This window comes from Catellatospora sichuanensis (assembly GCF_007483665.1).
Lineage (GTDB): Bacteria > Actinomycetota > Actinomycetes > Mycobacteriales > Micromonosporaceae > Catellatospora > Catellatospora sichuanensis.
The window spans coordinates 1-24,429 of the sequence record NZ_VIQO01000055.1 but is presented as its reverse complement, the minus strand read 5'-3'; the positions used below and the strand labels follow the sequence as shown (position 1 = coordinate 24,429).

The following is a 24,429-nucleotide window of genomic DNA, read 5'->3' as shown; positions in this document are numbered from 1 at the left end:
GAAGCGCGCCGAGATGGTCCAGAACGCCCGAGAAACGTTGACCGCACGCGGTGCCGGCATCTCCCTCGACTAGCTGGTCGCCGTCGGCAGTCCGCTCCGGGGCGAGTTCTGGCCATCCGCCCCGGACTCCGCAGCGGGCCTCGCCGCGGCGATCGACGCGCTGAGGGATGCGGTCCTGTTCCGCGTCACGTCCGTTTGCCGTGCGCGTGACGAGGTCGCTCGCTGGGACGGCAAACGGATACTTCGAACCCGCTGATCCCACGACGTCACCCGTCTGCTCGACGCCGGCAGCCACAGCCCACGGAGTTGACGCTGGCCTCTGCGGGGTCCGGCCTCCTTCTGCCAACCGGGTCCTGTTGTCAGACGACCCGGATCGACTCGCCTTCGACAGAAGCGCGGGACATGGCCGGCCCGCGAGCGAGGCCCAGCGCGGTGGCGGCGATGGCGCACGCTATGGCGACTGCGGCAAGGACCGGGACGTAGCTTCCTGCGACGGCGTAGGCAGCGGCGGCGGCGAGCGGGGTCGTGGCCTTGGCGATGGTGGTTGGCAGGGTCAGGGCACTGGCGATGGTGGCGTAGCCGGTGGTGCCGTAGCGCTCGGCGAGGATTGCGGGCCGGGCGATGGTGCCGACGCCGAATCCCGTGCCGAACAGCACCACGCAGACGATCGCGCCGAGGCGGTGCTGACCCAACAGCGGCAAACTCGCGGCCGCGACGGCTTGGACGGCGAATACCGATGCGGTGACCATGGCGATGGATCGGTGGCGGGTGAGAGCGGTGGTGACGATGCGGCCGGTGACCGACATGACCCCGAGCAGTCCAGCGACAGCGGCGGCGAACGTGGCGGGGTGGCCCAGCGTGGTCAGGTAGGTGATCAGGTGCACGGAGATGACCGCTACGGCGGATCCGTGGATGACGAACGCGGCGGTGAGCAGCCAGAACCCGCGGTGGCGCAAGGCGGCGCGGACGGCTGTCCGTCGTGCCGCGTGGTCGAGGGCCGCTGAGGCCGGATGCGGGCGTGGCTGCGGTGGAACGGTCAGGGCGTGCAGCGGTACGGCGATGGCGCAGTAGCCCAGCGCCAGGATGATCAGAGTGGTCCGCCAGCCGTGGTGTTGCTGCAGATTTGCCGCCAGGGGCAGGAAGATCGTGCTGGCGAATCCGGCCACGACGGTGATCGCCAGTAGCGCGCCCGAGCGTCGGGCCGGGGTGCTGACGGCGATGACGACCGCGAACGCGGCTTCGTAGAGGGCCATCGCCGAGGCGATCCCCAGGACCACGAACACCGCGTACAGCTGCCGGATGTCGGTGATCTGTGACCAGGCCAGGACCGCGCCGGTGCCCAGGATCGATCCTGCGGTCATGAGACCGCGTCCACCGTGGCGGTCGAGCCACCGTCCGACCGGGACCGCGGCTGCCGCGGTGGTGAGCACGCTGACCGTCAGCGCGCCGGTGACTGCGGCGGAGGTGGTGTGCAGGTCGGCGGCCATCGGGGCGAGAAAGACGCTGAACACGTAGTAGAGCACGCCGTACCCGACGGTCTGGGTGACGGCGAGCGCCGCGATCAGGGGCCTTGAGCGGCGCCGGCCGCCGGCCTCCGTGGTGGAGGCGGCGGCCGGCGCGGTGATGGTGGACATCAGCCGCAGCATCCACCGGTCTTGGTCTCGACCGTGACGGCCTGGACCACCGGCAGGGTCAGTAGCCCACCGGCGATTCCGGTGGCAAGCCCGCGCGGCGCGTCGGCGGCGGCCGGTTCGGGCGTGCCGCAGCAGGACGCCTCGTCGGTGTCGAGGGCGGCGCTGCTGGAGCACACGCCGGTCTCGGGCAGTTCCAGCTGCACGTCACGGGCGGCGTCCCAGTCCCCGGCGAGTGCGGCGACCACGGAGCGGACCTGCTCGTAGCCGGTGGCCATGAGGAACGTCGGGGCGCGGCCGTAGGACTTCGCGCCGACGGCGTAGTAGCCGGCCTCGGGCTGGGTGAGCTCGTCGACGCCGTGCGGCGGCACGGTGCCGCACGAGTGCTGGTTCGGGTCGATCAGCGGCGCCAGGGCACGGGTCGAGCCCATGATCGGGTCGAGGTCCAGGCGAAGCTCGGACGCGATGGTGTGGTCGGGCCGGAAGCCGGTGGCCGACACGATCCGGTCCGCGGTCACCGCCGCGCCGCTGCGGGCGGTCACGGTCACCTGTCCGCCGTCGACGGTGACGGCACGCACGGAGAACCCGGAGTGCAGGGAGATCGCGCCGGAGTCGACCAGGGCGCGGACCCGGCTGCCGAGTGCGCCGCGGGCGGGTAGGGCGTCGGCGTCGCCGCCGCCGTAGGTGCGGGTGGCCGCGCCGGTGCGGATCGCCCAGCTGACCGTGGTGCCGGGCGCTTCGGTGGCGAGCTGGGCGAGGGCGAGCAGGGTGTTGGCGGCGGAGTGGCCGGCGCCGACGACGAGGGTGTGTCGTCCGGCGAAGCGCTCGCGGTCGGATCCGAGCACGTCGGGCAGGGCGGTCTCGATGAACGCTGCGGCCTCGGGCTCACCGTGGGCGGGCAGGCCCGAGCCGCCCAGCACGTTGGGCGTCGGCCAGGTGCCGGACGCGTCGACGACAGCAGTAGCGGTGAGCTCGGTCCCGTCGGCGAGGCGGATCAGGAACGGCGCAGTGTCACGCCCGGTCGTGCGGACGCGGTCGAGGCCGTCGCGGCTGATCGCCACCACCTTCGCGCCGTAGCGGATCCGGCCGGCCAGGGCGGGCAGCTTCGTCAGCGGCTCGAGGTAGTCGGTGACGATCTGAGAGCCGAGCGGCAGGTCCTCCAGGTTGGGCGCGATCCAGCCGTCGGCCTCCAGCAGGCGGCGGGCCGCGTGGTCGAGGTTGAACCGCCAGGGGCTGAACACCCGTACGTGCCCCCAGCTCGCCATCGCCGCGGCGGGTCCGTCGCCGGCCTCCAGGACCAGGAAGTCCAGGCCGCGCTCGGCCAGGTGGGCGGCGGCGGCGAGGCCGACCGGGCCGGCGCCGACCACCACGATCGGGAGGTTGTCCTGTGTGCTCATCGTCGTTCTCCTCTAGCTCGGGCTCAGGTCGGTGGTGGCGGTCGGGGTCAGAAGCGGATGCCGGTGGTGGCGACGCGCTCGTGGCCGCGGGTGCGGGCGGCCTCGGCGCGGCAGGCGGCGGTGCATACCGGCTCGGTGCAGCCCTCGCAGAACGAGGTTGTCTGCACGACGTGGGCGGTGCGGGCGGCGGCGAACCGGCGGATCAGGGCGATCATGACGACGACTCCTTGTTTAGAAGTTTCTCTAAGCGATGTGATTAGAGTGCCGCCTACTTAGAAATCTGTCAACTCAGCCTGGTGTGGTGCCCGCTACCGTGCTGCGCCGCTCGATGGCGACCACATCCCGCCACCGCCCGTGTAGACATCCCGGCCGCTCGCGAACGCCCACCTCGCGGAATCCGACCGCGCGGTGTAGGGCCAGGCTGGCGGTGTTCTCGGGGAAGATCCCGGACTGGATCGTCCAGATCCCCGCGGCCTCGGTCGAGGCGATCAGCGCGTGCATGAGGAGGAGTCCGACGCCTCGTCCTTGGGCCTCGGGGCGGACGTAGACGCTGTGCTCGACCACGCCCGCGTACGCGGGGCGGGCCGACACCCGGCTCACGGCGACCCAGCCGAGCGCCTGCCCGGCCTGGTCGCAGGCGACGAGGCGGTGTTCGGGTAGCCGGCCGGCGTCGAACGCCGCCCAGGTGGGGGCGGTGGTGTCGAAGGTGGCGTCGCCGGTGTCGATGCCCTGCTGGTAGATCGCCAGCACTGCCTCGGCGTCGGCCTCAGCCATCGGTCGGATGCTCAGCAAGGCGTGTCTCCCGGCGCGGCGACCGGGCGGCCCATGACGACGTCGGCGGCGGTGGGGAAGCAGTTCAGGCAGTTCTCGTTGATCCGGTACAGGTTGGCGTTGCCCGACGCCTCGACCAGCACGAAACGCACCTCCGCGAGGATCTTCAAATGCTGGGAGATCGTCGACTGTGCCATACCGACCGCTGCGGTGATCTGCCCGACGCTCATCGGCTCGCGCCTGCGGGCCAGCAGTTCCGCGATCTGCACCCGGGTCGGGTCGGCCAGGGCCCGAAACCACGACGCGTACCGCTGGGCGACCGCACGGTCGAGCAGCTCTTCCACTCCATCCTCCAACATCATCGTTTATCGCCGATGGGCGATGATAACCGGCGACAGTGAGCTGTGACAACCGGCGTTGCCGTCTGCTTCGAAACCTGTCAACCTAGGGGCATGTCGAAGCAGTTGACCGTGCTCGAACCTGAGGTGTGCTGCGCACCCCTCGCCACGGCCGCCGTGCCGGCCGAGGCCGCCGTCGATCTCGCAGCCGCGTTCAAAGCCCTCGGCGACCCGGTCCGCCTGCAATTGCTGTCGATGATCGCCTCCGCCGACGGGGGAGAGGCCTGTGTCTGCGACTTGACCCCCGCGTTCGACCTGACGGGTCCCACGATCTCGCACCACCTGAAGGTGCTGCGCGAAGCGGGCCTCGTCGAGTCCGACCGGCGCGGTACCTGGGTCTGGTACCGGGCCAACCGCCCACGCATGGCCTCCCTGTCCGCCGTCCTGGACATCGCGCCAGCGGCCTGAAGCGTTGCCACGGGCCGGGTGCGGCCACGTCACCCAATGTTCATGATCGCGAAGTTGCGGGGCTGACCGGCCCGGCTGTTTGATTACCGCGTGGTGATATCAGTTTCTGGTGATGCCCCGTCGGAGGTGGTGCGGCTGCTGGCCGACCCCGCCCGCGCCGCCATCGTCGATGCCCTCGCCGCAGGCCCCGCCTGCACCTGCCACCTCGTCGAGGACCTCGGCCTGTCGCAGCCCAACGTGTCCAACCACCTGCGCGCACTACGCCATGCCGGAGTGGTCAAGGCCGAACCGTACGGCCGCTACACCTACTACCACCTCAACGCCGACGCCCTCGACGCCGCGGCAGCACACCTCACCGACCTGGCCGCGCGGGCACGCGCGACCTCCGACAACCGCCGGGAGTGCTGATGCGCGCCACCCTGCCCCGCCGCCTGCTCGCCGAACTGCTCGGCACCATGCTGCTGGTCACCACGGTCGTCGGCTCCGGAATCATGGCCACCCGGCTGTCCCCGAACGACGTCGGCCTGCAGCTGTTGGAGAACTCCACCGCGACCGTGTTCGCCCTCGCCGTGCTGATCCTGATCCTCGGCCCGGTGTCCGGCGCACACTTCAACCCCGTCGTGACCGTCGCCGCATGGTGGTCTGACCGCCACAACCCCGCGGGCCTGTCCGCCCGGGACATCGCCCCCTACATCGCCGCCCAGACGCTCGGCGCGATCGCCGGATCAGTGCTCGCGAACGCGATGTTCGGGGTCGCACAGGGCATGTCGGCGACCGCCCGCGACCAGCCGCAGTTGTGGCTGGGCGAGATCGTCGCGACCGCCGGCCTGCTGCTGCTCATCTTCGCGCTCGTCCGCACCGGCCGCGCGGCGCTGGCAGCGCCCGCCGTCGGGGCGTACATCGGGGCGGCGTACTGGTTCACCAGCTCCACCAGCTTCGCCAACCCCGCCGTGACCATCGGCCGCGCGTTCACCGACACCTTCGCCGGAATCACCCCCACCTCCGTCCCGGCGTTCATCGGCGCCCAGATCCTCGGCGCTCTGATCGGCATCGCCCTGGTCACCGCGCTCTACCCGAAGACGGCCGGGTCCGCGGACACGGCGAGTCAGCCCTCACCGCAGCAGGCGATCGAACCCGAGGTCGTCGGAGCGGCCCCGTGAGCACCAGCGCATCCGTGTGGACGCGGCCCTGGCACGCGGGAGTCCGCACGCCTGGTCGAGCGCTTCCACGGCGTGTTCAGCCCACAGACCGTCGAGCGCTGCGTCTTCGATCGTGACGATGGGCTGCGCGACGCCTGCCCGGTCCTGCCCGGCAAGCGCTACCTCGACTGGGACCTTCCCGACCCGGCCGGTGCCGACCTGGCGGTGGTGCGAGCCATCCGCGACGACATCGACGTCCGAGTGAGACAACTGATCGACGAACTGACTGCAGGAGAGCAGCGATGACCGACACCAAGCCCAGCGTTCTGTTCGTGTGCGTGCACAATGCCGGCCGGTCCCAGATGGCCGCCGGCTGGCTGCGCCACCTCGCCGGTGACACCGTCGAGGTCCGCTCCGCAGGCTCCGCGCCTGCGGATCAGATCAACCCCGTCGCTGTCGAGGCGATGCGCGAGGTCGGCATCGACATCACCGGCCAGACCCCGAAGATCCTCACGCCGGAAGCGTCCGAGGCGTCCAGCGTGGTCATCACGATGGGCTGCGGCGACGTATGCCCGTACTTCCCCGGCCAGCGCCACGAGGACTGGAAGCTCGCCGACCCGGCCGGGCAGGGCATCGACGCCGTCCGCCCGATCCGCGATGAGATCCGCGACCGGGTTCAGGCCTTGCTCGACGACCTGGTGCCCGCCGAACACCGACACGCCTGACACACCTCACCAAGGCGGGGTGCGCTGCCGCCGGACGCGCGGTGGCGCACCCCGTCTGCGGCATCCAGGCAGTTGCCGCCTGATACGGCTTCACACCGCGTATGGGTCGGCGCGACGGCGTGCACCGCCTGCCCTTACCTGCTGGCGGAACCGCTGCCACTGCTGCGTTCCTGGCGGCCCGGCACTGTCGCCGACCTCGATGTGCGGCTGCCATCTCGCCCGGTACATCTGTCATGGCCATCCGAGTCGCAGGTAGGTAGCGTCACTACATGTAGCGTTACTACCTATCTGTCGGCGGGTGTCATGTTCACACGCGAGATCCTGGGCCTGTTCATTCCCGACGAAGGCGCGGTCTTCTCTGCGGCCCTGGCGGTCCATGTGGCGGCCGGCTGCACTGCGGTCGTGGTGGGAGCGCTCGCGGCGAGCGCCCGAAAGCGCCCCGGTCGGCATCCTCGTGCCGGCACCGCCTACCTGTGGGCGCTCAGTGTCGTTGCGGCGACCGCTGTGGTGATGACCGGGTTCCGTCCACGCGAGGACGCTCATCTGCTGGTCATCGCGGTCGTCGCGGTCACGCTGGCCACATTCGGCCGGACCGCGCGCCGCCGCGGGCGCGAGGGCTGGCCGACCCGGCACGCCATTGCCATGGGCGGCTCCTACATTGCGCTGCTGACCGGCTTCTACGTCGACAACGGCAGCCAGTTGCCGTTATGGGACAGGCTGCCGCACCTCGCGTACTGGCTGCTGCCCACCGCAGTGGGAGCACCACTTGTCTGGTGGGCGCTGCGGCGTTTCCGCGCCGGAGTCAGCGGACGGCCGCGCGCAGCAACAGAGCCCGGCGGCCCGCGGCTGCCGTGACGCCCATGCGTACCAGGCTGATCGGTACCGCACACGCCAGCGCGGCCGTCCAAGCCAGGTCGCCCGGCTGCGTGGCAAGCCCAATCACCAGAGCGATGTCACCGACGACGCAGGCTGCGGAGGCAACCACCGCCGCGTTCACGGCGGTAGTCGCCCCGAATGCCGGCCGACCGGCAAGGCGCACAACACCGGCGGCAACCAACGCGGCCGGCACGCTCACGGCGAGGACCAGCGGATACGCCGGCGCCGAGGCCATCAGCACACCGATCTGCGACCACCACGTCATGCCGGAGGCCTGCGCGAACGCGCCCACCCATGCCAGCCCCACCAGCGGGCCCGTCGCCACCAGCGCCCTGCCGAGACGCCGGGCATGCGTCCATGCGATCTCGGCGGCAAGCGCTGCGGACAGTTCGCGAGGATCACCGAACTCCGCGACCGACAGCCGTGCCGCCGCCGCGGTCGTCGCGCCGGCGGCGATGTGCGCCTCGACTGCGCACGCGAGTCCGTCGGCGATCTCGGCCATCACCTCCGCGCGGGCTCGGCGGGTCAGCGGCAGGCCGGCTGCGATCGTCTGCAGGTAGCCGGCCACCGCGGCCCGTGCTCGCGGATCCCAGGCGGCCGGGGTCAGGTCGAAGGTGTCCATGCGGGTTCACCGCCGTCCATGACAGCGGTGACCGCGCCGGAGAACTGGCGCCACGATTGACGCTGCCGCGCCAGGTGACGGTGGCCCGCAGTCGTCAGCTCGTACATACGCCGCTGACGGCCGTCGCCCTTTTCCCAGGTGCTGGCGACCAGGCCCGAAGTCTCAAGCCTCCTCAGCGCCGGATACACGGTGCCCGTGGGCAGATCGAACGTCCCGCCGCTGCCGGCACGCAGCGCCTCGATCAGCGCGTAACCGTGCGCCGGGCCGCGTTCCAGCACGGCCAGCAGCAGCCCGTCCAGGTGACCCTTCAACGCCTCAGCCGTCATACGTAGCAATGCTACTGCTCGTCGGCCGGGCCACCATGACACGGCCGATCCGTGCCGGCAGGGATCAGCGGACCCGGACCGGCAGACGCCGTGACCGCATGACGAAAACTCCGCCGACCGCGACCAGCTACTTGACCAGCCCGTACGCCAGCTCTGGCCAGCGTAGGCCGTCATCGGGTCCTGATGGCGTTCGCTGCCGGCGGTGAACTCAGCGTCGGCGACATCGCCGCGAAATCAGGCATCAAGCCTATAACGGCCCTGGCATCCGTCCGGCGTGGACGAAGCCCGCGAAGGGCGGAACGCCGGGCTAGGCAAGGCGGTTGCGGCGGCCGCCGGTCAGGCCGGTCATCCGGGCCGGGATCGCCATCCGCGACCGGTAGAACGTCAGCGGGCTGCTGCTCACTGCCTCTTTGTACATGATCGCGGCCATGCCTTTGAGGTACCAGCGGCGCGGGGTGTCGTCGGCGTAGGTGAACTGGATGACAGCGTCCTTGCGGCCCAGCGACACCGGCTGGTGGAGGTAGCCGAACCGGAACGGCTGGGGCGCCTTGCCGCGAAGCTGCCGTGCGATCGATTCGGCAGTGTGTGCCGCGGTCGGTATGCCGCTCTGGCATGTCCCGTGGATCACCCCGTACGACTGACGGATCGCCGCCGCGTCGCCGATCGCATAAATCTCCGGGTGCGACACCGAGCGCAGGGTCGAGTCGACCACGACGCGGCCGGTGTCGTCGGTGGTGATCCCGGCCTGGGCAGCCAGCGGGGCGACCCGCACGCCGGTGGTCCACAAGGTCCCGTCGGTGCCGACCAGCTCGCTGCCGTCCAGCTCGATCGCGTCGGGCAGCACCTTGGTGACGTTCACACCGGTGCGCACCTCGATGTCGAGCCGGTCGAGGGCCCGCATCAGGTGGGCGCGAGCCTTCGGGCCCATCATCGACCCGGGCTCACCGCGGCTGATCAGACGCACCCGCATCCGAGGGTATGCCTCCGCGACCTCGGTCGCCGCTTCGATCCCGGTCAGGCCGGCCCCGCATACCGTGAGAACGCCGGTGGGGTGGTCGCGCAGATGGGCCGCGAGCTGTGGGTCGTCGATGGTGAAGGCGTAATTCACGGCCTGGGTGCTGCTGCCGATCGCGTAGACGAGCGTGTCGTAGGGAAGGTCGCGACCGTCGCTGAGGACGACGCGGCGGCGCTGGGTGTCGATACCGGCGGCCCAGCCCTTGACGAACCGGACACCGGCGGGCTCGACCAGCTGCGGGATCTGGTGGTTACCGAGTTCCTGGCCGGCGGCGACCTGGTGCTGCCGGAGGCGCTCGGTGAACCGGGTGCTCGGGTTGAGCAGGGTGACGCGCGCAGTCTTGCTGCGCCGGGCTATGCCGAGGGCGGCCATCATGCCGGTGTAACCGGCGCCGAGAACGAGGATGTCAGTCATGCCCCAAGGACGGGCCAGCCTTCTCAGACGTGAGCCGGTGTGACTGTCGTCATAAAGCACCCAACTTCTCCGGGTTGCTGACCAGGTGAATCTCCTCAACCACCCCATCCACCAGGTGCAACATGATGACCGCGGCGGGCGTCTGACCGGACCGGACGATGATCGCCGGGCCGCCGTTCACTTCGGCGAGCTCGACACTCGGGTCCTCCGGCATCCGGCCGGCGAACGTGACCAGCGCGCGGGCCACCAGCTCCATGCCGCGAACAGCCCTACGCGGGGCTGGGGCGAGCCCGCCGCCGTCGCATACCAGCGAGACGTCCGGGGCCAGGATGCCCATCAGCGTGGCGAGGTCGCCACCGGCACAGGCATCCATGAAGAACTCGGCTGCCCGGCGTCGGGTCATGGGATCGGTGTCGTACTTGCGGTGCTTGGCTGCCACGTGGTCGCGGGCACGCATCGCGGTCTGGCGCACCGCGTCTTCGCTGCGATCGAGGATGCCGGCGATCTCGGCGTGCGAGTATCCGAACGCCTCACGCAGCACGAACACCGCTCGTTCCAGCGGGGACAGCGTCTCCAGCACAAGCAACATCGCTGACGAGACCGTGTCGGCGAGAGTCACGTTGTCGGCGACATCGCCGCTGGTCAGCATCGGCTCCGGCAGCCACGGACCCACATAGGACACGCGCTGAGCCTGTGCGCTGCGCAGCCGGTCGATCGCCAGCCGTGTGGTCACCTTCACCAGGTATGCCGTCGGATCGTCGACCTTGTCGGCGTCGACGCCATTCCACCGCAGCCACGCCTCCTGGACGATGTCCTCGGCGTCGGTGACCGTTCCGAGCACTCGATATGCCACTGCCTGAAGCAGCCCCCGACGCTCCTCGAAGACGCACACGCCTCGCAGACTACAGGCGATCGCCATGCGCACCCCGCACGATCCCTGGCCAACGCGCAGCTCATCGACGCCATCGGCGACGGTGTGTATCGGTCACCCACGCGTGATCTTGTAGGGAGAGCCGCTACGAGCAGACGCGCTGGACATGCTCGGTCGCGCCGATGTCCGTCAGCCGCTCGACCTTCTCGTCATGAGTTCGGTCGGTTGGCATTACATCGAGATGAAGACGACGACCGGTTCCTGGTTCGCCAACTGCCCCTCAGGCAACCGTGGGACGAACCAAGAACCGATCGCCGACGACCGGGCCTGGGCCGGTCGGTTCGCCGATGTCAGTGCCCTGCACAAGGAGGCGCTGGGCGACTGCGGACTGCCGTCGTCCCGGCCGCACTCATGCGCCGTTCGGTGGGGGTGCCGTGACAGGTTCGAGCAGTGCGGCGGTCGACTGTCGGTCGAAGTGCCTGGCCCAGTCGAGCGGAGTCGCGTCGAAGCGCCGGTCGCGGAGGTCGGGGTCAGCACCCAGGTCCAGCAGCCGGCGGGTGAGCTCGACGTTCCCGTTCACCGCGCTGTGGTGCAGCGCCGTCTCCCAAGCCTCTTCGACCGGGGCATCGCCGCGCCCGTATGCGTTCACGTCGAAGCCGAGGTCAGCGAGCAACGTGACCGTCTCGATGGGCGCCTGGGTCGCGGCCCAGACGATGAGCCCGGGGCGGCTGCGGCGGGCTTGGGCCACGGCGTCGGGATGCGCGGCGCGGACCCGGTCCAGGGTGGACCGGTCGGCGCGGAACGCCGCGGCGATCAGCTCGCGTACCGGGTCGGGGCCGAGCGGCGCGGCGCCCTGCGCGAGGAGGTAGTCGGCGATCTCGGTGTCGCCGTAGGCCTGGGCCAGCTCGACCGGCGTCCGGCCGTCGCCTGGACTCCACGAGGGCCCGTCCCCCTCGAACGGCGAGCGGAAGTCGACGCCGTGCTCGACCAGTAGCCGCACCCGGGCGGGCTGGTGGTGCTCGACCGCCCAGCGCAGCTGGATGCGCAGCATCTGCGCGGGCGTGTCCAGGTCCGGGATCCGGTTCTTCCACTGGCCGCCGTCGCCGGTGCCGAGCCCGTATTCGAACAGCAGCTCCAGGTGCGAGTTGTCGGGCTCGAACATCCGGTTGTACAGGGTCTGGGCATCGTTGGGGTCGGCGCCCGCGTCAAGCAGCAGCCGGCCCAACGTCTGCCAGTGCGGGTGGCGGGGCTGGCGCCGCCGGCCCAGCTCGCCGTGGCCGAACACCCCGGTCAGCAAAGTGAACGGTGACGGTAGGGCGTCAAAGAGGTAGCCGTCGTTGGGGTCGGCGCCGACGTCGAGCAGCTGTCGGGCGACTGCGAGCACACGCTCGGCCGGCACGGCTGGGTCGAATCGCGAGTAGACGAGGTAGTACAGCGGCCGCCACCGGAAGGGGCCACCCCGCTCGGCTACCCGCCGCGGTTGCTCGGCGAGCAGCCGGTCGACGTCGTCCGGGCGGGCAGCCGCGGCGGCGGCCCAGATGTTTCCCGTGGTCAGGTCGGGATGCTGAACCAGAAGTTGCCGGGCCTGCGCCCATCGCGCCGGCCCGTCTTCGCGGCTGTACGTCAGGCAGGCGAGGCGGCAGAACTCCTCCGCCGGGTCGTTCACCGGTGCCGCACCGAGCGCAGTGTTCCAGCCGTGGTCGGCCACGGTTTGCAGGTATCGCGTAAGCCGAGGCCAGCTGGCGAACCCGTATTCGCGGGCGACGACCAACTGCGCGGCGCTGAGCTGCAAGCCGCTGGCGTCGTCGGGCACTGCACCCGGATGGTGTCGGGCCAGCCGCGCGACGGCGTCGGGTTCGCCGGCACGAACGGCTCGCTGCAGGGCACGGGCCTGCCGGCGGAAGCTTTCGACGTGCGGATGGTCGGGCATGCCCAGGATCGGCACAATGGCCTCCTCTCGTCTGCCTGATGTCCGCTTGGTCAGGTCGAAAGGAGAGCGCTCGTGACACATGATGCACACGCCAGGTGGGCTGTGCCCATTCCCGCGGACCGGTGGCTTCCTGGCAGCCGCCGCAATTGTAGCCAGATCGCGGGTCGCGAGTCCCGGTTCGCGGGCATCAGGTGGGAGTGCAGACCGGTTCCTGGTTCGTCACGTTTCCGTCGGGCTCATCGGGCATGGTCGAGCCGAGCCAGCCGTGCCGTTTCGGTGCGTCGCCGGGTTGACGCCGGCGACGACGTGGTAGACGTACGCCTGGCCTTCTAACCCGATACCTTGTATGACAAGGTATCGGGTTATACATTGTTCGCGTGTCGGAGCTCACGGGAACAGCCTCGGTCAGCCGACTGCGCCGGGAGCTGGCCCGTGGCACCGTCGAACTGGTCGTGCTCTCCATCCTGAACACGGGCCGCTGCTACGGCTACGAGCTGCTCAAACTTGTCGAACAGGCCGGCGCCGGCCGCCTGGAGGTCAAGGAGGGCACGCTGTACCCGCTGCTACATCGGTTGGAGGACACCGGCCAGATCACCGCCAGCTGGGAGGCGGTGGGTCGGACCCGGCCGCGCAAGTACTACGCCATCACCGCCGGCGGCCGGGGGCACCTGCAAATGCTGAGGACCGAATGGACGGACCTGGTGAACGGCATGCAGCAGCTGCTCCACACGCTGGATGACGCCCGGTTGACCGACCCGCCCGCCGAGGAGGCACCGTGATCGCCGACCAGAGACGAATCAGCGAATTCGCCGGTGCCTTTGCGCGGCACCTGCCGGGATCCGCCGCCGAACGGGAACAGCGCCGCGCCGAACTGGTCGAGCATCTGATGGACGCCGCCGAGGCGGGTGAGCTGGATGAGGCACTGCGTCGGCTGGGCGACCCGCACCAGGCTGCCGTGGCTTTCGCGCCGTCACAGTTCTCGGCCGAAGCCAGGTTCGCCCGGCGGATCGGCGCTGCCCTGGTCGACAACCTGCCCCTGCTGGCCGTCGCGGTCGCGATCGCCGTCCAGGGCCTGGCCCGCGACAGCTTCACCCTGGCCTTCCCGCCCTTCGTCCATCTACAGGTCGGCGGGGTGTGCGTGTCCACCATGCCGGCCGCCGGCTGCATCCACGACGATCCCGGTTGGATCCAGCGGATTGCCATGCCACTCGCGCTGGCCTGGTCGATCGTCGGGCTGGCCGTCCTGGAGAGTCGGACCGGCACCACTCCCGGAAAGCGCCTCGCCGCGCTGCGAACTCTCAGCGAGACAGGGCTGCTGCTGCGGCTGGGACCGGCCGTCGTCCGCCGTACCAGCTTCCTGCTTGGGCCGGTCGCCTGGTTGGACTGGCTGCCCTTCCTGACCGGCAGACGCCGCCGCATGCTCGATCACCTCGTCGTGGCCAGAGTCGTCACCGTGCGGCGGGGGACCCTGTGACGCGCCGGATCTGGCGCGTGGCCCTCGCCGCCCTGCTCCTGTTCGCGGCCGTCCTGATCGGACTGTTGGCCAGCCTCCTGCTGCTGACCATGACCGCTTCGCTGACCGGCAGCCGCGGCCTTGCTCTGCTCGCGGCCGGACTGGGACTGGCGTTGACGACGTGGATTCTTGGCCGGTTTGCCACCCGCCTGCTGGCCGGCCACGGACTCCGGCGCTGGCTGCCGATCGCGGTCTCCGGCGCGACCGTCGTCGTCGCCGCGATCGTGGTCGGCGGGTTGCTGTTCGCGCCGTCGCCGAGCTATCTGCCCTCGACTGCGACCACCGACACCCGGTATTGGGATCTGCACACCGGATCGCGCATCGCCTACACGCACACCCCGGCCGCAGGTCTCGCCCGGCCCACCCCGGTGATCCTGATCCACGGCGGTCCTGGCGCGCCGCCCGGCCGACCGTCCCCGCTGGCTCCGGCAATGGCCGCAGCAGGTTTCGACGTCTACGAATACCACCAGGTCGGTGCCGGACTGTCGAGCAGGCTGCCGGACGTCGCAGACTACACGGTAGCCCGCCACGTCGCCGACCTGGACGCAATCGTGGCCGGCATCGGTACCAACCAGGTGGTGTTGATCGGAGGCTCGTGGGGCAGCCAGCTGATCGCCAACTACCTCGCCGCGCACCCCGATCGAGTCGCGCGGGCTGTCGTCACCTCCCCCGGCACCATCTGGTCTCCGGCCTTTGCGGGCAATGAGCATCTGTCCCTCGGCGGCCGCCAGGACCAGCAGGCCGTGCTGGCCCGGCATACCCGCTTTGCCGCGGCGCAGGTGCTCCTTGCGGCCGCCGACCCACGCGCGGCGCACACGCTGCTGCCAGACAGCGTGATGGACGGTGTCTACCAGGCCTTTGTCAGCGAACTGGACATGAACCCCGGCTGTCCGGACTCGCCGGACGCGACAACGACCGAAGCACCGCCGGCCGGATTCGGCTTTTGGGTCAACGCCATGACGACACGTGACGCGCGCCAGATCGCCGATCCCCGGCCAGCCCTGCGCGCCGTGACCACACCGATGCTGATCCTGCGCGGCGAGTGCGACTACCTGGCCTGGGAGGTCGCCCGCGAGTACCGGGACCTGCTGCCCAACGCTGTGCTGTTGCCCATCGACGGCGGTGGACATGACATCTCCGCTGACCGACCCGACCAATACCGGGCGGCGGTCACCGCGTTCCTGCGCGATCAGCCCCTACCGGCCGTGCCTTACCTGCCCGACGCTCCACCCTGGTGAGACTCACCCGTGCCGTGCGCCATCGTTGAACATGGCGGTGAGCCTCGGCAACCGGATCGGGATGAGTGCAGAGTCGCCTGGTTCGCCGAAGCGGCCGTCCCGCGCGGGAGGGTTTCTGGGCGTAGGCCGTCGAAGATGATGGCCAGGTATCGCTGCCACAGGTCGGGCGGGGCGTCCGGTACGTAGCTGGTGACGTAGTTCGGAGCGCACCTCAGTAGGCCGGCGTCCGTGCCGGTGACGTCGGCCCGAACGGCACCGACCCTACGGGCCAACCAGCTACTCGGTCGATGAACGGTAGCGGTTCTGCGCGGTGAGCGGTTCCCCGACGGACAGCCAGAGCCGTCCGTCGTCAGCCATGTTGCGGACGATCGTCGTCATGCGACAACTCTGGTGGCCGGACCGCCGGTACCGAATTCGCCTGGCCGACCAACAAAGTTTGGCTGTCGCGAAGCCGAAAGTTGGCCTGAGTGGCTTGACGCGCGCCCCAGCACTATCCCTATAGTACTAGGCATCTAGTGAAATGAGACGTCACGGTGATTGAGTTCCATCTCGACGGCCGCTCCGGCGTTGCCCCCTACATGCAGCTGATCCAGCAGGTGCGGCAGGCGCTGCGGCTGGGGCTGCTGGTCGAGGGCGACCGCCTGCCGACCGTCAAGGAGGTCGTCGCCAAGGTGGCGATCAACCCGAACACGGTCTTCAAGGCGTATCGAGAACTCGAGTACCAGGGACTGGTCGTCGCCCGGCCAGGAGTGGGCACGTTCGTCACTCGCACCCTGACCGATCAGTCGCTCGCCGCGCACGAGTCGCTGCGCGAAGAGCTGCGCACCTGGCTGGCCAAGGCGCGCGCCGCCGGGCTGGACGACGAAAGCATCGACGCGCTCATCGCGACCACCGTCCGCACCCCCACCGAGGAGTCCACATGACCGCCCCCGCGCTGAAGGCCGTGGGTCTGACCAAGCGATACGGACGACACCACGCGTTGTCCGACTGCACCCTCGACATCCCGGCCGGCCGGGTCGTCGGTCTCGTGGGCCCGAACGGCGCCGGCAAGACGACCCTGTTGCAGCTGGCGGCCGGTATGCTCGCCCCGACGGCAGGCACCATCGAGGCCCTTGGCGGCCACCCGGCATCCGGCGCGGACCAACTGGCCAAGGTCGGTTTCGTCGCGCAGGACACACCGACCTATGCGAACCTGTCCATCGCCGATCATCTGCGATTCGGTGCCCACACCAATCCGGGCTGGAGCCAGGCGACGGCCGAGGAGCGGATCGCCCAGCTCGGCCTGGATCCGCGGCAGAAGGCCGGCAAGCTCTCCGGCGGGCAGCGTTCGCAGCTCGCGCTCACCATGGCCATCGCCAAACGGCCGGAGCTGCTCATCCTCGACGAACCGGTGGCGAGCCTGGATCCGATGGCCCGGCGGGAATTCATGAAAGCGCTGATGGGCTTCACCGCCGACGACAAGGCCAGCGTCATCCTCTCCTCCCATCTGGTGTCGGATCTGGAACGCGTCTGCGACTACCTCGTCGTGCTCGTCGCGTCCCGAGTGCAGATCGCGGGCGACGTCGACGACCTGTTGGCCGGACACTTCCGGCTCACCGGCCCTCGACGCGAACTCGCCGAACTGCCCGGCGGCGTGGACGTCATCGAGGAAAGCCACACCGAGCGGCAGTCCACGCTCATCGTCCGCGCCGACGTTCCGCTGGACGGCGGGTCATTCACCGTCGAGAAGCTCACCCTCGAAGACCTGGTCCTGGCCTACCTGTCGAAGGCCATGCCGGCTCGGCCCGCATGGGAGTCCACCCGATGATCTGGTTCACCTGGCGTCAACTTCGCGCTCAGACGGTGCTCGCCGCCGCAGCGCTTGCTGCCTTCGGCGTCCTGCTGTTCGTCACCGCACTCCTGGTCACCGACCTGTACGCAGACGTGGCGGCGTGCACGAGTGACTGTGACGGCGTCACGAAGGCATTTATCCTCAGGTTCAACAGCAGCGCCGCTTTCACAGCGCACGTCATCGCCCTGGCGGCCTTGTACGTGCTGCCCGCCCTGATCGGGATCTTCTGGGGCGCTCCGCTGATCGCCCGGGAAGTGGAGACGGGCACCCATCGTCTGGCGTGGAACCAGTCGGTGACCCGTACCCGCTGGCTGGTTGCCAAACTCACGGTGGGCGGCGCGCTCGCCGTGGCGGCCACCGGCCTGCTCAGCTTGGGGTTGACCGTCTGGGCGCAGCGCATCGACAGCGCTTCGCAGGACCGGATCAACCCGCTGATCTTCGGAGCCCGGGGCATCGTGCCCGTCGCGTACGCGCTCTTCGCCTTCCTGCTCGGCGCCACGCTGGGAATGCTGATTCGTCGGACTCTTCCCGCCATGGCGACGACGCTGGCGGTCTACGTCGCAGCGGCGGCGGCGATGCCGCTGTGGGTCCGGGGATACCTGGTCCCGAGCCGGCACGACACCATCCCGCTGATCGCCGAAAGCATTCACGGGATGTCCATCAGTGGCGACACCGGCGCGATCGAGGTCTTCGGCGACGGCGTGGCGAATGCCTGGACGGTCAGCAACCGGACCATCACGGCCAGCGGCGCCACCTTCACCGGTCCTGCCGACCCCGCGGTCTGCGGCATGGAGGGAGTGCCGGCCAAGTGCCACGAGTGGATGGCCTCACTCGGCCTGCGTCAGGACCTGCTGTATCACCCTGACAGTCACTTCTGGTCGCTGCAATGGGCGGAGGCCGGAGTCCTCATCGGGCTTGCCGCACTGCTCGCCGCGTTCTGCTTCTGGTGGATCCGCCACCGGATCGTCTGAATCGCCACCGGCCCGCTTCCAAGCCACCGCCACGCGAAGCGGGCCGGTCCCGATGCCGCCACGCCAGACCCTTCGCCAAACAGCAGATGGCCCGTGGCGACCGTCGGGGACTATTCGAGAAGTGTGCCGCCGTGCTCCTCGAAGAGTCGTCGCAGGTTCTCGGGGCTCCGGTCGTCGGTGGCGTGGATCGCCTGGATCAGCTGCCACGTCCGGATGCCCATGACGAGCAGGTAGCGGGCCGGCTCGCGGCCCGGATTCCAGTACGTGTGAGGGGTTCCACCTGGTACGACGACTGCCCCGCCCGCGCCGATCTCCACCTCGTCGTCCCCGGCGCGTACGCGCAGCACACCGGTCAGGACGTACCAGGCCTCGTCCTCGGCGTGCCGATGCAGCGGCGCCTGGTACAGCGGTTCGTCGCCGTCGGACCCCTGTGCCGTCCATTCGGCGAGGGCGAGGTTCGACCCGGCCGGCGCGAGCACTGCGCCTTCGAGCTTCGTCAGCGCGATCTCCAGTGCGGACATGGCCATCACCCTAACGCCCCCGGCCCGGTAGGCGGGGCCTTCGGCTACGCCGCCCGCCCGCCGCCGGAAGCCAGGAGGACATGACGAGCGGAGGGAAGCCGCAAGTACCAGAAGCGTTCAGGGCCGGTGCACCTCGCCGTCGAGCAGCGACACGGTGCCGTCCGCCGCGAATACCCACGTCTTGCTGATGCAGCCGACCCCGTTCAACCGGCCCAGCTCGGCACCGTCGGCTCCCGTGGCGACCAGCGACGTCGCGTCGCAGGCGGCATACGGCCCGAACCCCTCCTCGCCGGCAGGCCCCACGGTCAGCACGTCGCTCTGGCCCGGCCGGGTGACCCGGACCGTGATCTGCTCGGCCCGCTCGTTGCGGACCAGCAGTCGCTCACCACCCTCGACGCACTCGACCGCCGGCAGGTGGCAACCGTAGGAGCTGTTGAACAGGAGCACGGTGACTCCGCCGGCGATGGCCAGCGCCACCACGATGAGCGGCACCAGCCATCGGTTGCGGGACGGGAACATCGCTACTTCTCCTAGGTGCTCTTGGTGCCGTGGATGGTGGGCTCGAGGTGCCGGTCTGCAGCTCCACCTCGTTCTTCCACCCGCCTGGGCAAGTGGGTAGCAGGGTTCGGAAGTCACCCGCGAGACCAGCAGTAGAGGCGAAAATACTCAGTTCTCTCCACCAGAGCCGGTCCGCGCGCCCTGCGCGACCTCCCCAAGCACGATCAGACAGAAGCCCGCACCGTAGGCCACGATGTCCATCCAATCCGGAGTGCTGCCCACGATCAGGCTGATGAGCGGGTTCGCAATCACCCAGCCGTTGAGGCTTGCAACGTACTGCAACAACTCCACCGCGCAGCACAGCCCGAATGCCATCCAGGCAATCGCCGTCGCCCGGATCTCGAAGGCGGCCTTCAGCGCAAAGTGGACGAGCGCAACCACCAGCACATCTCCGACGTAGCCGCGCAGCCAGGCGACATGACTTGCGCGTGTGGCGATCACCACCTCTATTGCCAGGACCGCAAGAGCGCACAACGCCGCTCGACGGTCAAAACGCAAGCGCCCCTCCGACATACCGCTCAACAGAGCCTCCCCCGCATGCGAGCAAGGCTATATCGCTTCAACCGGCCCGGCAGCCGACGCAGGCCGAAGGTGTCGCACCTTGCGTGCTGGACTCGATGTGGGTGCCGCCGATGGCGATGCGAAAGGGGCGGACGTGGTCGGCTCCTTGCTCGGCGAAGGCGTGCCGCGATCATCCGAACTTAGACCGTATCCTGCTGAAAGTGACCGGTTGACGATGGGTGGCCTTCGCTGTCGCCGCGCTTCGGGGATACATTCTGCTCCGTGACCACGGTGGAGATCTGCGTGAGCGACGTGCCGACCGCGCTGGTGGCCGAGGCGGCCGGAGCCGACCGGCTGGAACTGTGCGCCGATCTCGGCCAGGGCGGCACCACTCCCAGCCTGGGTGCCGTCGAGGTCGCCCTCCGCTCGCTGCGCGGCGCGGCGCTACGGGTCATGGTCCGTCCCCGCGGCGGCGACTTCCGGGTCAGCGAGGTCGAGGAACAGGTCATGCTCGCCGACATCGCCGCCATCCGCGCTCTGCCCAACCCGCACGGGCTCGCGCTCGGGGTGGTCGTCGGCGCGGTAACCGGCGACGGCGGCCTCGACCTGGGCGTCCTGCGCCGCCTGATCAAGGCGGCCGGGCCGCTGCCGGTGACCGTGCACAAGGCCTTCGACGAGGTGCACGATCAGCTAACGGCACTTGATGAGATCATCGACCTCGGCGCGGACGCGGTTCTCACCTCCGGCGCGGCCCCCACCGCACTGGACGGCGCGGCGCGTATCGCCGCGCTACGGGAGCGCGCCGGCGACCGGCTGCGCGTCATCGCCGCGGGCGGCATCCGATCCCACAACGTCCGGCAGGTGCTCGCCCAGACCGGGGCACAGGAGCTGCACCTGCGTGCACCGGTGCACCACGACGGCCGCGAGGCCACCGACGGCGACGAGGTACGCCGGGTCGTGGGCGCCGCCCGCACAGGCTGACCCATCCGCTACGCCGCGACCTGGTCGCCCCCGTGACTGCTCGCGGACCGGCAGCGGATCAAGGGGCGACCAGTTCGGCCACCTTGGCCTCGACGATCTCGATCCGCCGTGCGAGCGAGCTCCGGCGTGTCGTCGCGGCCGGTGGGGTAGCGGTCCGGATACCTGTTCGCTGAGACCTCGAAACCGGTGCTGAGGACAGGTTCTTCCGCCCGGGGTGGGGTCTGCCCCCGACCGAACCGGCGGGCTGGCCGGATGGTTTGTGCGCCCACGGAGCACCAGGCTCGAAGGCATGCGAAGACTATTCTTGTTACGCGTGACCGGGGCCGCCATGGCGGCCGTCATGCTGACCACAGGCGTCGGCGGGTCCGGAGCGGCAGGCGTGGGCGGGCAGACAGCAGCCGGGCGGCCCAGCGTCGTGGTGATCGGTACCGGCGGGACTATCGCCGGGACCGCACCCAGCCGGGTCGACTTCCAGACCTACCAGCCCGCGAGCAGGCCGGCCCGGGAGCTGGTGGACGAGCTGCGGCCCGAGATCGAGGGCGTTGCGCGGGTCCGGGCGGTCGACTTCGGGGCCAAGGGCTCGGGCGAGTACACGATCGCGGACTTCCGACAACTGTCCCTGATGGTTGATGAGCACCTGCGCTCGGCCGACGCGGTCGTGGTCACGACGGGCACCCAGACCATGGAGGAGCTGGCGTACTGGCTGGATCTCACCGTACGCAGCCAGAAGCCTGTCGTCGTGACCGCTGCGATGCGGCCCTGGAACGTTGTCGGCTCCGACGGACCATCTAATTTGTACAACTCAGTGGTGCTGGCCGCCAGTCGGCGGACCGTCTGCTTCGGCACCGTGCTCATGCTCAACGACGAAATCTTCGCCGCCCGGGAGGCGACCAAGACCAGCACGACCCGGCTCGACACACTGCAGGCCCCGGAGGTCGGCGTGCTCGGTGTGGTGGACGAGCGCCGGGTGCGGCTGCAGCGTGCTCCCGCCCGGGTGCAGCACTGCGCCGAACCGGACCAATGGCGCACGCCCTTCGACCTGTCGGGGCTCGGCGCGGATGCGCTGCCCCGTGTGGAGATCATGTACGCGTATGCCGACGCCGGTGGGGAGCCGGTAGACGCGTTCGTCCACACAGGGGTCAAGGGGTTGATCGCCGCCGGTACCCCGACGCCCGCGCAGATGGCACCGCTGATCGCTGCGCTGCAGTCCGGCGTCCAGGTGGTGGCGGCAAATCGCAATGGTTCGGGCGGGGTGTACGAGACCCCAGAGGGTGTGATCGCGGCGGAGGACCTGCCACCGCAGAAGGCACGCTTGCTGTTGCTGCTCGCACTGGCGCGGGCCGAAAACCCCGAGCAGATCCGGCGGTGGTTCCAGCGCTACGGCATAGCGGAGTTCGCCCCGGATACGCGGGGCTGAACGCACAGGCCAAGGGTGGGCGATGCGGTCGGCGGTCTGCTGGACGAGGCAGCACCATCGCTCGTAGGCCCCGGTCCCGTCGCCTTACGGCCACATGGTGCTGCTCGACCCCTTGCCGATCGTGCGGCTCGATCGGGGCTGCCGTGGCCGCCGAGGTCGACGGCCCCGGGGCCAGGCTTGCCGAGATCGACCGGCTTGCCGAGGTCCGTGACGGCGACCACGCCTTCCACGTCGCGCGTGCCGACCTGCTGCGGCGACTTGGGCGCGGCGGCGAGTCGCGGGCGGCGTACGACCGGGCCATCGGTCTCGCCGGCCACCCGCGGAGCGGGCCTGGCTCACCCGCCGCCGTGTCCAGTTCGCCGGCTGACCGACACGTGGAGCCAGCATCTTCCAGCACCGTGTGCGCAGCACAATGCGTTGCGGCGGTTGAGCATTGCTACGGTTGCGCCGGCTTGCCGAATTCGTCGGCGAGTACGGCGTACACCGCCACATCTCGGTGACCATCCGGGAACTGGACCGCCCCGCGCAGGACGCCTTCAAGGGTGAAGCCGAGACGTTGCGCCAAGCGGTGGCTGCGGTCGTTGGTGGTCAGGGTCCGCATCTCGACCCGGTGCAGGCCCAGGTCATCGAAGGCGTGGCCGAGCACGGCGTGCAGCGCCCGGGTGACCAGTCCCTGGCCTTCTGCGGCGGCGTCGATCCAGAAACCCACCTCGGCACTTCCCGCGGAACTGTCGATGGCCAGATTCATCGCGCCGACCAGGAGGTGGCCGTTGTCGGCAGGAACACCGATCGCCAGCGGAAGGCGGGTGCCGTCGAGCCAGGCACGCCCGGAGCGTTCCAGGGCGGTGCGGGTGGTCTCCGGAGTGGGCTCCTCGGAGCCGGGTGACCAGACAGCCAGGCGGACATGGTTGGCGGCGAGTAGGGCGTGGTAGGCGGTGGCGATCGCCGGGGTCCGCGGTATCAGGACGGTGCCGTCCCCGATCGGCCAGATGAACCGGGTGGTGGTGGTCGGCATGCAGTGGATCTTAAGGGAGGAACGCGACGGACGCGGGGGAGCAGCGACCGTCCGACGACGGTTCTTGTCAGACCGGGCAACGCACCCGACTCGGCGAATGAGAATGCTGCTCGGCTGCTGGAGGCTACCTCGGCGAAGTGGTCGCATCGCGGTTGCCTAATCTGCCTGCATCAGCCGCCGCGGCGTCTGCTGATCATGGGAAAATCCTTTCCGCGTGATTTGCGCTTCCTTGTACTCGGCCTTTCTTACGGTCCACCGTGCCTGCTTATGCAGCAACTGGTGCAGATCTTCGACTGGGGCAGGGTGAACGCCAGGCAGCAGGTGCGCCGCCGGACCTGGGGTGTGTCGGTCCCGCTGGGGATCAGCTCGACCAGCCCGGACAGATCGAGTGCGTCCAGGATGGTGGTGGCGTCGTCGATGGCGGAGCCGATTAGGGTGTGGCGGGCGTGGATGAGGGCGTAAGAGATTCCAGAGGCGACTGAGCCGAGTAGGGCGCGCCTGCTCACCTTGACCTGGGTTTGGATACGTGCGGCCAGCGGGTACAGGTGCTGGTCGAGCAGGCTTGTGCGCAACATGGTGAGAAGCGTGTGCTCGCTGCTGACGACGGTGACGTCGGGGCGGCCGCTGTGGGCGAGGGAATCGTGGGTCAGTACAGCCAGCTGAGGGCGGCTAAGGCCGACGTATAGCAGCGGCGTGGTGGCAGCGAATCGGACGAGGATGTGCTCGGCGTCGACCAGCGGGACCCGCCGGGCGGTCGCCCAACTCAGCACAGCCGGCATAGCGACCCAGTAGCTGTATGCCTTCCACGCCAGGGTAGTCGCGGCCTGTGGTGTGGCGTCCCAGCGTAGTCGTGCGGCGTCGAGCAGCGCGCTCAATTGGTCACCTTCGACCAGTCGGGTAGCAGGGATCCACCCGGTCGAGTCGGTGATGACCAAGGGGTCAGCCAGGCCATGGACGGCATTCATGCCCCGCTCACGCCGCACCGTACTCAAGGCGACGGCGAGTGGACGCAGCGGGTCCTGCAACTGCGGCGGCGTCAGGGTTCGCGCGCTTGTCACGTAGGCTCGTTCCCTGCCCGGACGTCACATCTGCGTGCCTCGACAGCTCTGCGGATGCGGTCGTTGCCCTCGGCCATGAGGCGGCGCAGTGGGGCCGGGTGGCCCTCGGCGGCCTGCCATGCCTGTGCCTGCGCGACGGTCTGGGGCGACACGTCGAGCGTCGGGTAGGCGAGTGCCACGAACTCCTGCGCGGGTTCGCTGTCGCGGGTCGCCCAGACGCCTGCGACCTCGGTGAAGAAACTCGGTGTGTACGGTGCGGTCAGTTCGATCTGGGCGGGGTGCTGGAAGCCCTGGATCAGCGC

The 24,429-nt window shown here is 69.6% G+C and carries 29 protein-coding genes and 1 pseudogene; 14 read left to right on the top strand and 16 right to left on the bottom strand.

The window, feature by feature from the left end:
* Nucleotides 1-359: 359 nt before the first annotated feature.
* The 5 genes from FLL47_RS41720 to FLL47_RS41705 form a co-directional block, all read right to left on the bottom strand.
* Nucleotides 360-1,634, bottom strand: a complete 1,275-nt coding sequence (locus tag FLL47_RS41720) for an MFS transporter (RefSeq protein ID WP_144128223.1) — start codon at nucleotides 1,632-1,634, stop codon at nucleotides 360-362.
* Nucleotides 1,634-3,028 (bottom strand): FAD-dependent oxidoreductase, encoded by a 1,395-nt coding sequence (locus FLL47_RS41715; RefSeq protein WP_144128222.1) that lies wholly within the window; start codon nucleotides 3,026-3,028, stop codon nucleotides 1,634-1,636. The genes FLL47_RS41720 and FLL47_RS41715 overlap by 1 nt, the downstream gene beginning before the upstream one ends.
* Nucleotides 3,029-3,075: 47 nt before the next feature.
* Entirely contained in the window at nucleotides 3,076-3,243 is a 168-nt protein-coding gene (locus FLL47_RS43495) for a hypothetical protein (protein WP_186316242.1), read from the bottom strand.
* Between the two features lie 73 nt (nucleotides 3,244-3,316).
* Nucleotides 3,317-3,802, bottom strand: coding sequence for a GNAT family N-acetyltransferase (locus FLL47_RS41710; RefSeq protein ID WP_144128221.1), 486 nt, complete (start codon nucleotides 3,800-3,802; stop codon nucleotides 3,317-3,319).
* A gap of 11 nt (nucleotides 3,803-3,813) precedes the next feature.
* A complete protein-coding gene (locus FLL47_RS41705; RefSeq protein ID WP_144128220.1) occupies nucleotides 3,814-4,161 on the bottom strand; it encodes an ArsR/SmtB family transcription factor in 348 nt (115 codons plus the stop codon).
* 90 nt (nucleotides 4,162-4,251) lie between these two features.
* On the opposite strand from FLL47_RS41705, the gene FLL47_RS41700 reads away from it, so the two are divergent.
* The 6 genes from FLL47_RS41700 to FLL47_RS41675 all read left to right on the top strand — a co-directional run bounded on the left by FLL47_RS41700 (nucleotide 4,252) and on the right by FLL47_RS41675 (nucleotide 7,324).
* Entirely contained in the window at nucleotides 4,252-4,605 is a 354-nt protein-coding gene (locus FLL47_RS41700) for an ArsR/SmtB family transcription factor (RefSeq protein ID WP_144128219.1), read from the top strand.
* Between the two features lie 90 nt (nucleotides 4,606-4,695).
* Nucleotides 4,696-5,013 (top strand): ArsR/SmtB family transcription factor, encoded by a 318-nt coding sequence (locus tag FLL47_RS44950; RefSeq protein WP_144128218.1) that lies wholly within the window; start codon nucleotides 4,696-4,698, stop codon nucleotides 5,011-5,013.
* Complete coding sequence (locus FLL47_RS41690; RefSeq protein WP_144128217.1) at nucleotides 5,013-5,765, top strand: aquaporin; 753 nt, start codon at nucleotides 5,013-5,015, stop codon at nucleotides 5,763-5,765. The genes FLL47_RS44950 and FLL47_RS41690 overlap by 1 nt, the downstream gene beginning before the upstream one ends.
* A gap of 72 nt (nucleotides 5,766-5,837) precedes the next feature.
* Nucleotides 5,838-6,050 (top strand): low molecular weight phosphatase family protein, encoded by a 213-nt coding sequence (locus FLL47_RS41685; RefSeq protein WP_246159329.1) that lies wholly within the window; start codon nucleotides 5,838-5,840, stop codon nucleotides 6,048-6,050.
* The gene (locus FLL47_RS41680) at nucleotides 6,047-6,469 is read left to right on the top strand and encodes an arsenate reductase ArsC (RefSeq protein ID WP_144128216.1); all 423 of its coding nucleotides are present in this window, start codon (nucleotides 6,047-6,049) and stop codon (nucleotides 6,467-6,469) included. Before FLL47_RS41685 ends, FLL47_RS41680 begins: the two co-directional genes overlap by 4 nt.
* Nucleotides 6,470-6,772: 303 nt before the next feature.
* Nucleotides 6,773-7,324 carry a DUF2306 domain-containing protein gene (locus FLL47_RS41675; RefSeq protein WP_222106440.1) on the top strand — a complete coding sequence of 184 codons (552 nt, stop codon included), beginning with the start codon at nucleotides 6,773-6,775 and terminating at the stop codon, nucleotides 7,322-7,324.
* Here FLL47_RS41675 and FLL47_RS41670 read toward each other — a convergent pair.
* The 5 genes from FLL47_RS41670 to FLL47_RS41645 form a co-directional block, all read right to left on the bottom strand.
* Nucleotides 7,272-7,967, bottom strand: coding sequence for a permease prefix domain 1-containing protein (locus FLL47_RS41670; RefSeq protein WP_144128215.1), 696 nt, complete (start codon nucleotides 7,965-7,967; stop codon nucleotides 7,272-7,274). The two genes, FLL47_RS41675 and FLL47_RS41670, sit on opposite strands and share 53 nt — an antisense overlap.
* Nucleotides 7,949-8,293 carry a PadR family transcriptional regulator gene (locus FLL47_RS41665; RefSeq protein WP_144128214.1) on the bottom strand — a complete coding sequence of 115 codons (345 nt, stop codon included), beginning with the start codon at nucleotides 8,291-8,293 and terminating at the stop codon, nucleotides 7,949-7,951. Before FLL47_RS41665 ends, FLL47_RS41670 begins: the two co-directional genes overlap by 19 nt.
* A 307-nt stretch (nucleotides 8,294-8,600) precedes the next feature.
* On the bottom strand, nucleotides 8,601-9,722 hold the full coding sequence (locus tag FLL47_RS41660) for an NAD(P)/FAD-dependent oxidoreductase (RefSeq protein WP_144128213.1): 1,122 nt from the start codon (nucleotides 9,720-9,722) through the stop codon (nucleotides 8,601-8,603).
* A gap of 49 nt (nucleotides 9,723-9,771) precedes the next feature.
* Nucleotides 9,772-10,641: an RNA polymerase sigma factor SigJ gene (gene sigJ, locus FLL47_RS41655; RefSeq protein ID WP_144128243.1), complete on the bottom strand. Its 870-nt coding sequence runs from the start codon at nucleotides 10,639-10,641 to the stop codon at nucleotides 9,772-9,774.
* A gap of 361 nt (nucleotides 10,642-11,002) precedes the next feature.
* Nucleotides 11,003-12,538, bottom strand: coding sequence for an ankyrin repeat domain-containing protein (locus FLL47_RS41645; protein WP_186316241.1), 1,536 nt, complete (start codon nucleotides 12,536-12,538; stop codon nucleotides 11,003-11,005).
* A gap of 362 nt (nucleotides 12,539-12,900) precedes the next feature.
* Here FLL47_RS41645 and FLL47_RS41640 point away from each other — a divergent pair, with 362 nt between their 5' ends.
* The 6 genes from FLL47_RS41640 to FLL47_RS41610 all read left to right on the top strand — a co-directional run bounded on the left by FLL47_RS41640 (nucleotide 12,901) and on the right by FLL47_RS41610 (nucleotide 18,076).
* Complete coding sequence (locus FLL47_RS41640; protein ID WP_186316240.1) at nucleotides 12,901-13,302, top strand: PadR family transcriptional regulator; 402 nt, start codon at nucleotides 12,901-12,903, stop codon at nucleotides 13,300-13,302.
* Entirely contained in the window at nucleotides 13,299-13,997 is a 699-nt protein-coding gene (locus tag FLL47_RS41635) for an RDD family protein (RefSeq protein ID WP_144128210.1), read from the top strand. The genes FLL47_RS41640 and FLL47_RS41635 overlap by 4 nt, the downstream gene beginning before the upstream one ends.
* Nucleotides 13,994-15,274, top strand: coding sequence for an alpha/beta fold hydrolase (locus tag FLL47_RS41630; protein WP_144128209.1), 1,281 nt, complete (start codon nucleotides 13,994-13,996; stop codon nucleotides 15,272-15,274). The genes FLL47_RS41635 and FLL47_RS41630 overlap by 4 nt, the downstream gene beginning before the upstream one ends.
* Before the next feature lie 533 nt (nucleotides 15,275-15,807).
* On the top strand, nucleotides 15,808-16,197 hold the full coding sequence (locus tag FLL47_RS41620; RefSeq protein ID WP_144128208.1) for a GntR family transcriptional regulator: 390 nt from the start codon (nucleotides 15,808-15,810) through the stop codon (nucleotides 16,195-16,197).
* Nucleotides 16,194-17,081 (top strand): ABC transporter ATP-binding protein, encoded by an 888-nt coding sequence (locus tag FLL47_RS41615; protein ID WP_144128207.1) that lies wholly within the window; start codon nucleotides 16,194-16,196, stop codon nucleotides 17,079-17,081. The genes FLL47_RS41620 and FLL47_RS41615 overlap by 4 nt, the downstream gene beginning before the upstream one ends.
* Nucleotides 17,078-18,076, top strand: coding sequence for an ABC transporter permease subunit (locus FLL47_RS41610; RefSeq protein ID WP_144128206.1), 999 nt, complete (start codon nucleotides 17,078-17,080; stop codon nucleotides 18,074-18,076). Before FLL47_RS41615 ends, FLL47_RS41610 begins: the two co-directional genes overlap by 4 nt.
* A gap of 110 nt (nucleotides 18,077-18,186) precedes the next feature.
* Here FLL47_RS41610 and FLL47_RS41605 read toward each other — a convergent pair whose 3' ends face one another.
* The 3 genes from FLL47_RS41605 to FLL47_RS41595 all read right to left on the bottom strand — a co-directional run bounded on the left by FLL47_RS41605 (nucleotide 18,187) and on the right by FLL47_RS41595 (nucleotide 19,668).
* A complete protein-coding gene (locus tag FLL47_RS41605) occupies nucleotides 18,187-18,597 on the bottom strand; it encodes a cupin domain-containing protein (protein ID WP_144128205.1) in 411 nt (136 codons plus the stop codon).
* Between the two features lie 117 nt (nucleotides 18,598-18,714).
* Nucleotides 18,715-19,116 (bottom strand): hypothetical protein, encoded by a 402-nt coding sequence (locus FLL47_RS41600; RefSeq protein WP_144128204.1) that lies wholly within the window; start codon nucleotides 19,114-19,116, stop codon nucleotides 18,715-18,717.
* Nucleotides 19,117-19,263: 147 nt separating this feature from the next.
* Entirely contained in the window at nucleotides 19,264-19,668 is a 405-nt protein-coding gene (locus FLL47_RS41595; RefSeq protein ID WP_246159330.1) for a ribosomal maturation YjgA family protein, read from the bottom strand.
* 270 nt (nucleotides 19,669-19,938) lie between these two features.
* Between FLL47_RS41595 and FLL47_RS41590 the strand changes: the two genes are divergently transcribed.
* A complete protein-coding gene (locus FLL47_RS41590) occupies nucleotides 19,939-20,637 on the top strand; it encodes a copper homeostasis protein CutC (RefSeq protein ID WP_144128202.1) in 699 nt (232 codons plus the stop codon).
* Nucleotides 20,638-20,950: 313 nt separating this feature from the next.
* Entirely contained in the window at nucleotides 20,951-22,054 is a 1,104-nt protein-coding gene (locus FLL47_RS41585; RefSeq protein ID WP_186316239.1) for an asparaginase, read from the top strand.
* 436 nt (nucleotides 22,055-22,490) lie between these two features.
* Here the strand turns inward: FLL47_RS41585 and FLL47_RS41580 are convergent, their stop codons facing one another.
* From FLL47_RS41580 to FLL47_RS43490, 3 genes and pseudogenes are all read right to left on the bottom strand, one after another.
* Nucleotides 22,491-23,069, bottom strand: a complete 579-nt coding sequence (locus tag FLL47_RS41580) for a GNAT family N-acetyltransferase (protein ID WP_186316238.1) — start codon at nucleotides 23,067-23,069, stop codon at nucleotides 22,491-22,493.
* 245 nt (nucleotides 23,070-23,314) lie between these two features.
* Entirely contained in the window at nucleotides 23,315-24,034 is a 720-nt protein-coding gene (locus FLL47_RS41575) for a hypothetical protein (protein ID WP_144128242.1), read from the bottom strand.
* A gap of 89 nt (nucleotides 24,035-24,123) precedes the next feature.
* A pseudogene (locus FLL47_RS43490) lies at nucleotides 24,124-24,429 on the bottom strand (aminopeptidase N); the annotation flags it as partial.

Coding starts and splice junctions, on each gene's coding strand:
- FLL47_RS41720 (WP_144128223.1), bottom strand. CDS start 1,634: ATGTCCACCATCACCGCGCCGGCCGCCGCCTCCACCACGGAGGCCGGC.
- FLL47_RS41715 (WP_144128222.1), bottom strand. CDS start 3,028: ATGAGCACACAGGACAACCTCCCGATCGTGGTGGTCGGCGCCGGCCCG.
- FLL47_RS43495 (WP_186316242.1), bottom strand. CDS start 3,243: ATGATCGCCCTGATCCGCCGGTTCGCCGCCGCCCGCACCGCCCACGTC.
- FLL47_RS41710 (WP_144128221.1), bottom strand. CDS start 3,802: ATGGCTGAGGCCGACGCCGAGGCAGTGCTGGCGATCTACCAGCAGGGC.
- FLL47_RS41705 (WP_144128220.1), bottom strand. CDS start 4,161: ATGATGTTGGAGGATGGAGTGGAAGAGCTGCTCGACCGTGCGGTCGCC.
- FLL47_RS41700 (WP_144128219.1), top strand. CDS start 4,252: ATGTCGAAGCAGTTGACCGTGCTCGAACCTGAGGTGTGCTGCGCACCC.
- FLL47_RS41690 (WP_144128217.1), top strand. CDS start 5,013: ATGCGCGCCACCCTGCCCCGCCGCCTGCTCGCCGAACTGCTCGGCACC.
- FLL47_RS41680 (WP_144128216.1), top strand. CDS start 6,047: ATGACCGACACCAAGCCCAGCGTTCTGTTCGTGTGCGTGCACAATGCC.
- FLL47_RS41675 (WP_222106440.1), top strand. CDS start 6,773: ATGTTCACACGCGAGATCCTGGGCCTGTTCATTCCCGACGAAGGCGCG.
- FLL47_RS41670 (WP_144128215.1), bottom strand. CDS start 7,967: ATGGACACCTTCGACCTGACCCCGGCCGCCTGGGATCCGCGAGCACGG.
- FLL47_RS41665 (WP_144128214.1), bottom strand. CDS start 8,293: ATGACGGCTGAGGCGTTGAAGGGTCACCTGGACGGGCTGCTGCTGGCC.
- FLL47_RS41660 (WP_144128213.1), bottom strand. CDS start 9,722: ATGACTGACATCCTCGTTCTCGGCGCCGGTTACACCGGCATGATGGCC.
- sigJ (WP_144128243.1), bottom strand. CDS start 10,641: ATGGCGATCGCCTGTAGTCTGCGAGGCGTGTGCGTCTTCGAGGAGCGT.
- FLL47_RS41615 (WP_144128207.1), top strand. CDS start 16,194: ATGACCGCCCCCGCGCTGAAGGCCGTGGGTCTGACCAAGCGATACGGA.
- FLL47_RS41610 (WP_144128206.1), top strand. CDS start 17,078: ATGATCTGGTTCACCTGGCGTCAACTTCGCGCTCAGACGGTGCTCGCC.
- FLL47_RS41605 (WP_144128205.1), bottom strand. CDS start 18,597: ATGTCCGCACTGGAGATCGCGCTGACGAAGCTCGAAGGCGCAGTGCTC.
- FLL47_RS41600 (WP_144128204.1), bottom strand. CDS start 19,116: ATGTTCCCGTCCCGCAACCGATGGCTGGTGCCGCTCATCGTGGTGGCG.
- FLL47_RS41595 (WP_246159330.1), bottom strand. CDS start 19,668: ATGTCGGAGGGGCGCTTGCGTTTTGACCGTCGAGCGGCGTTGTGCGCT.
- FLL47_RS41580 (WP_186316238.1), bottom strand. CDS start 23,069: ATGCCGACCACCACCACCCGGTTCATCTGGCCGATCGGGGACGGCACC.
- FLL47_RS41575 (WP_144128242.1), bottom strand. CDS start 24,034: ATGAATGCCGTCCATGGCCTGGCTGACCCCTTGGTCATCACCGACTCG.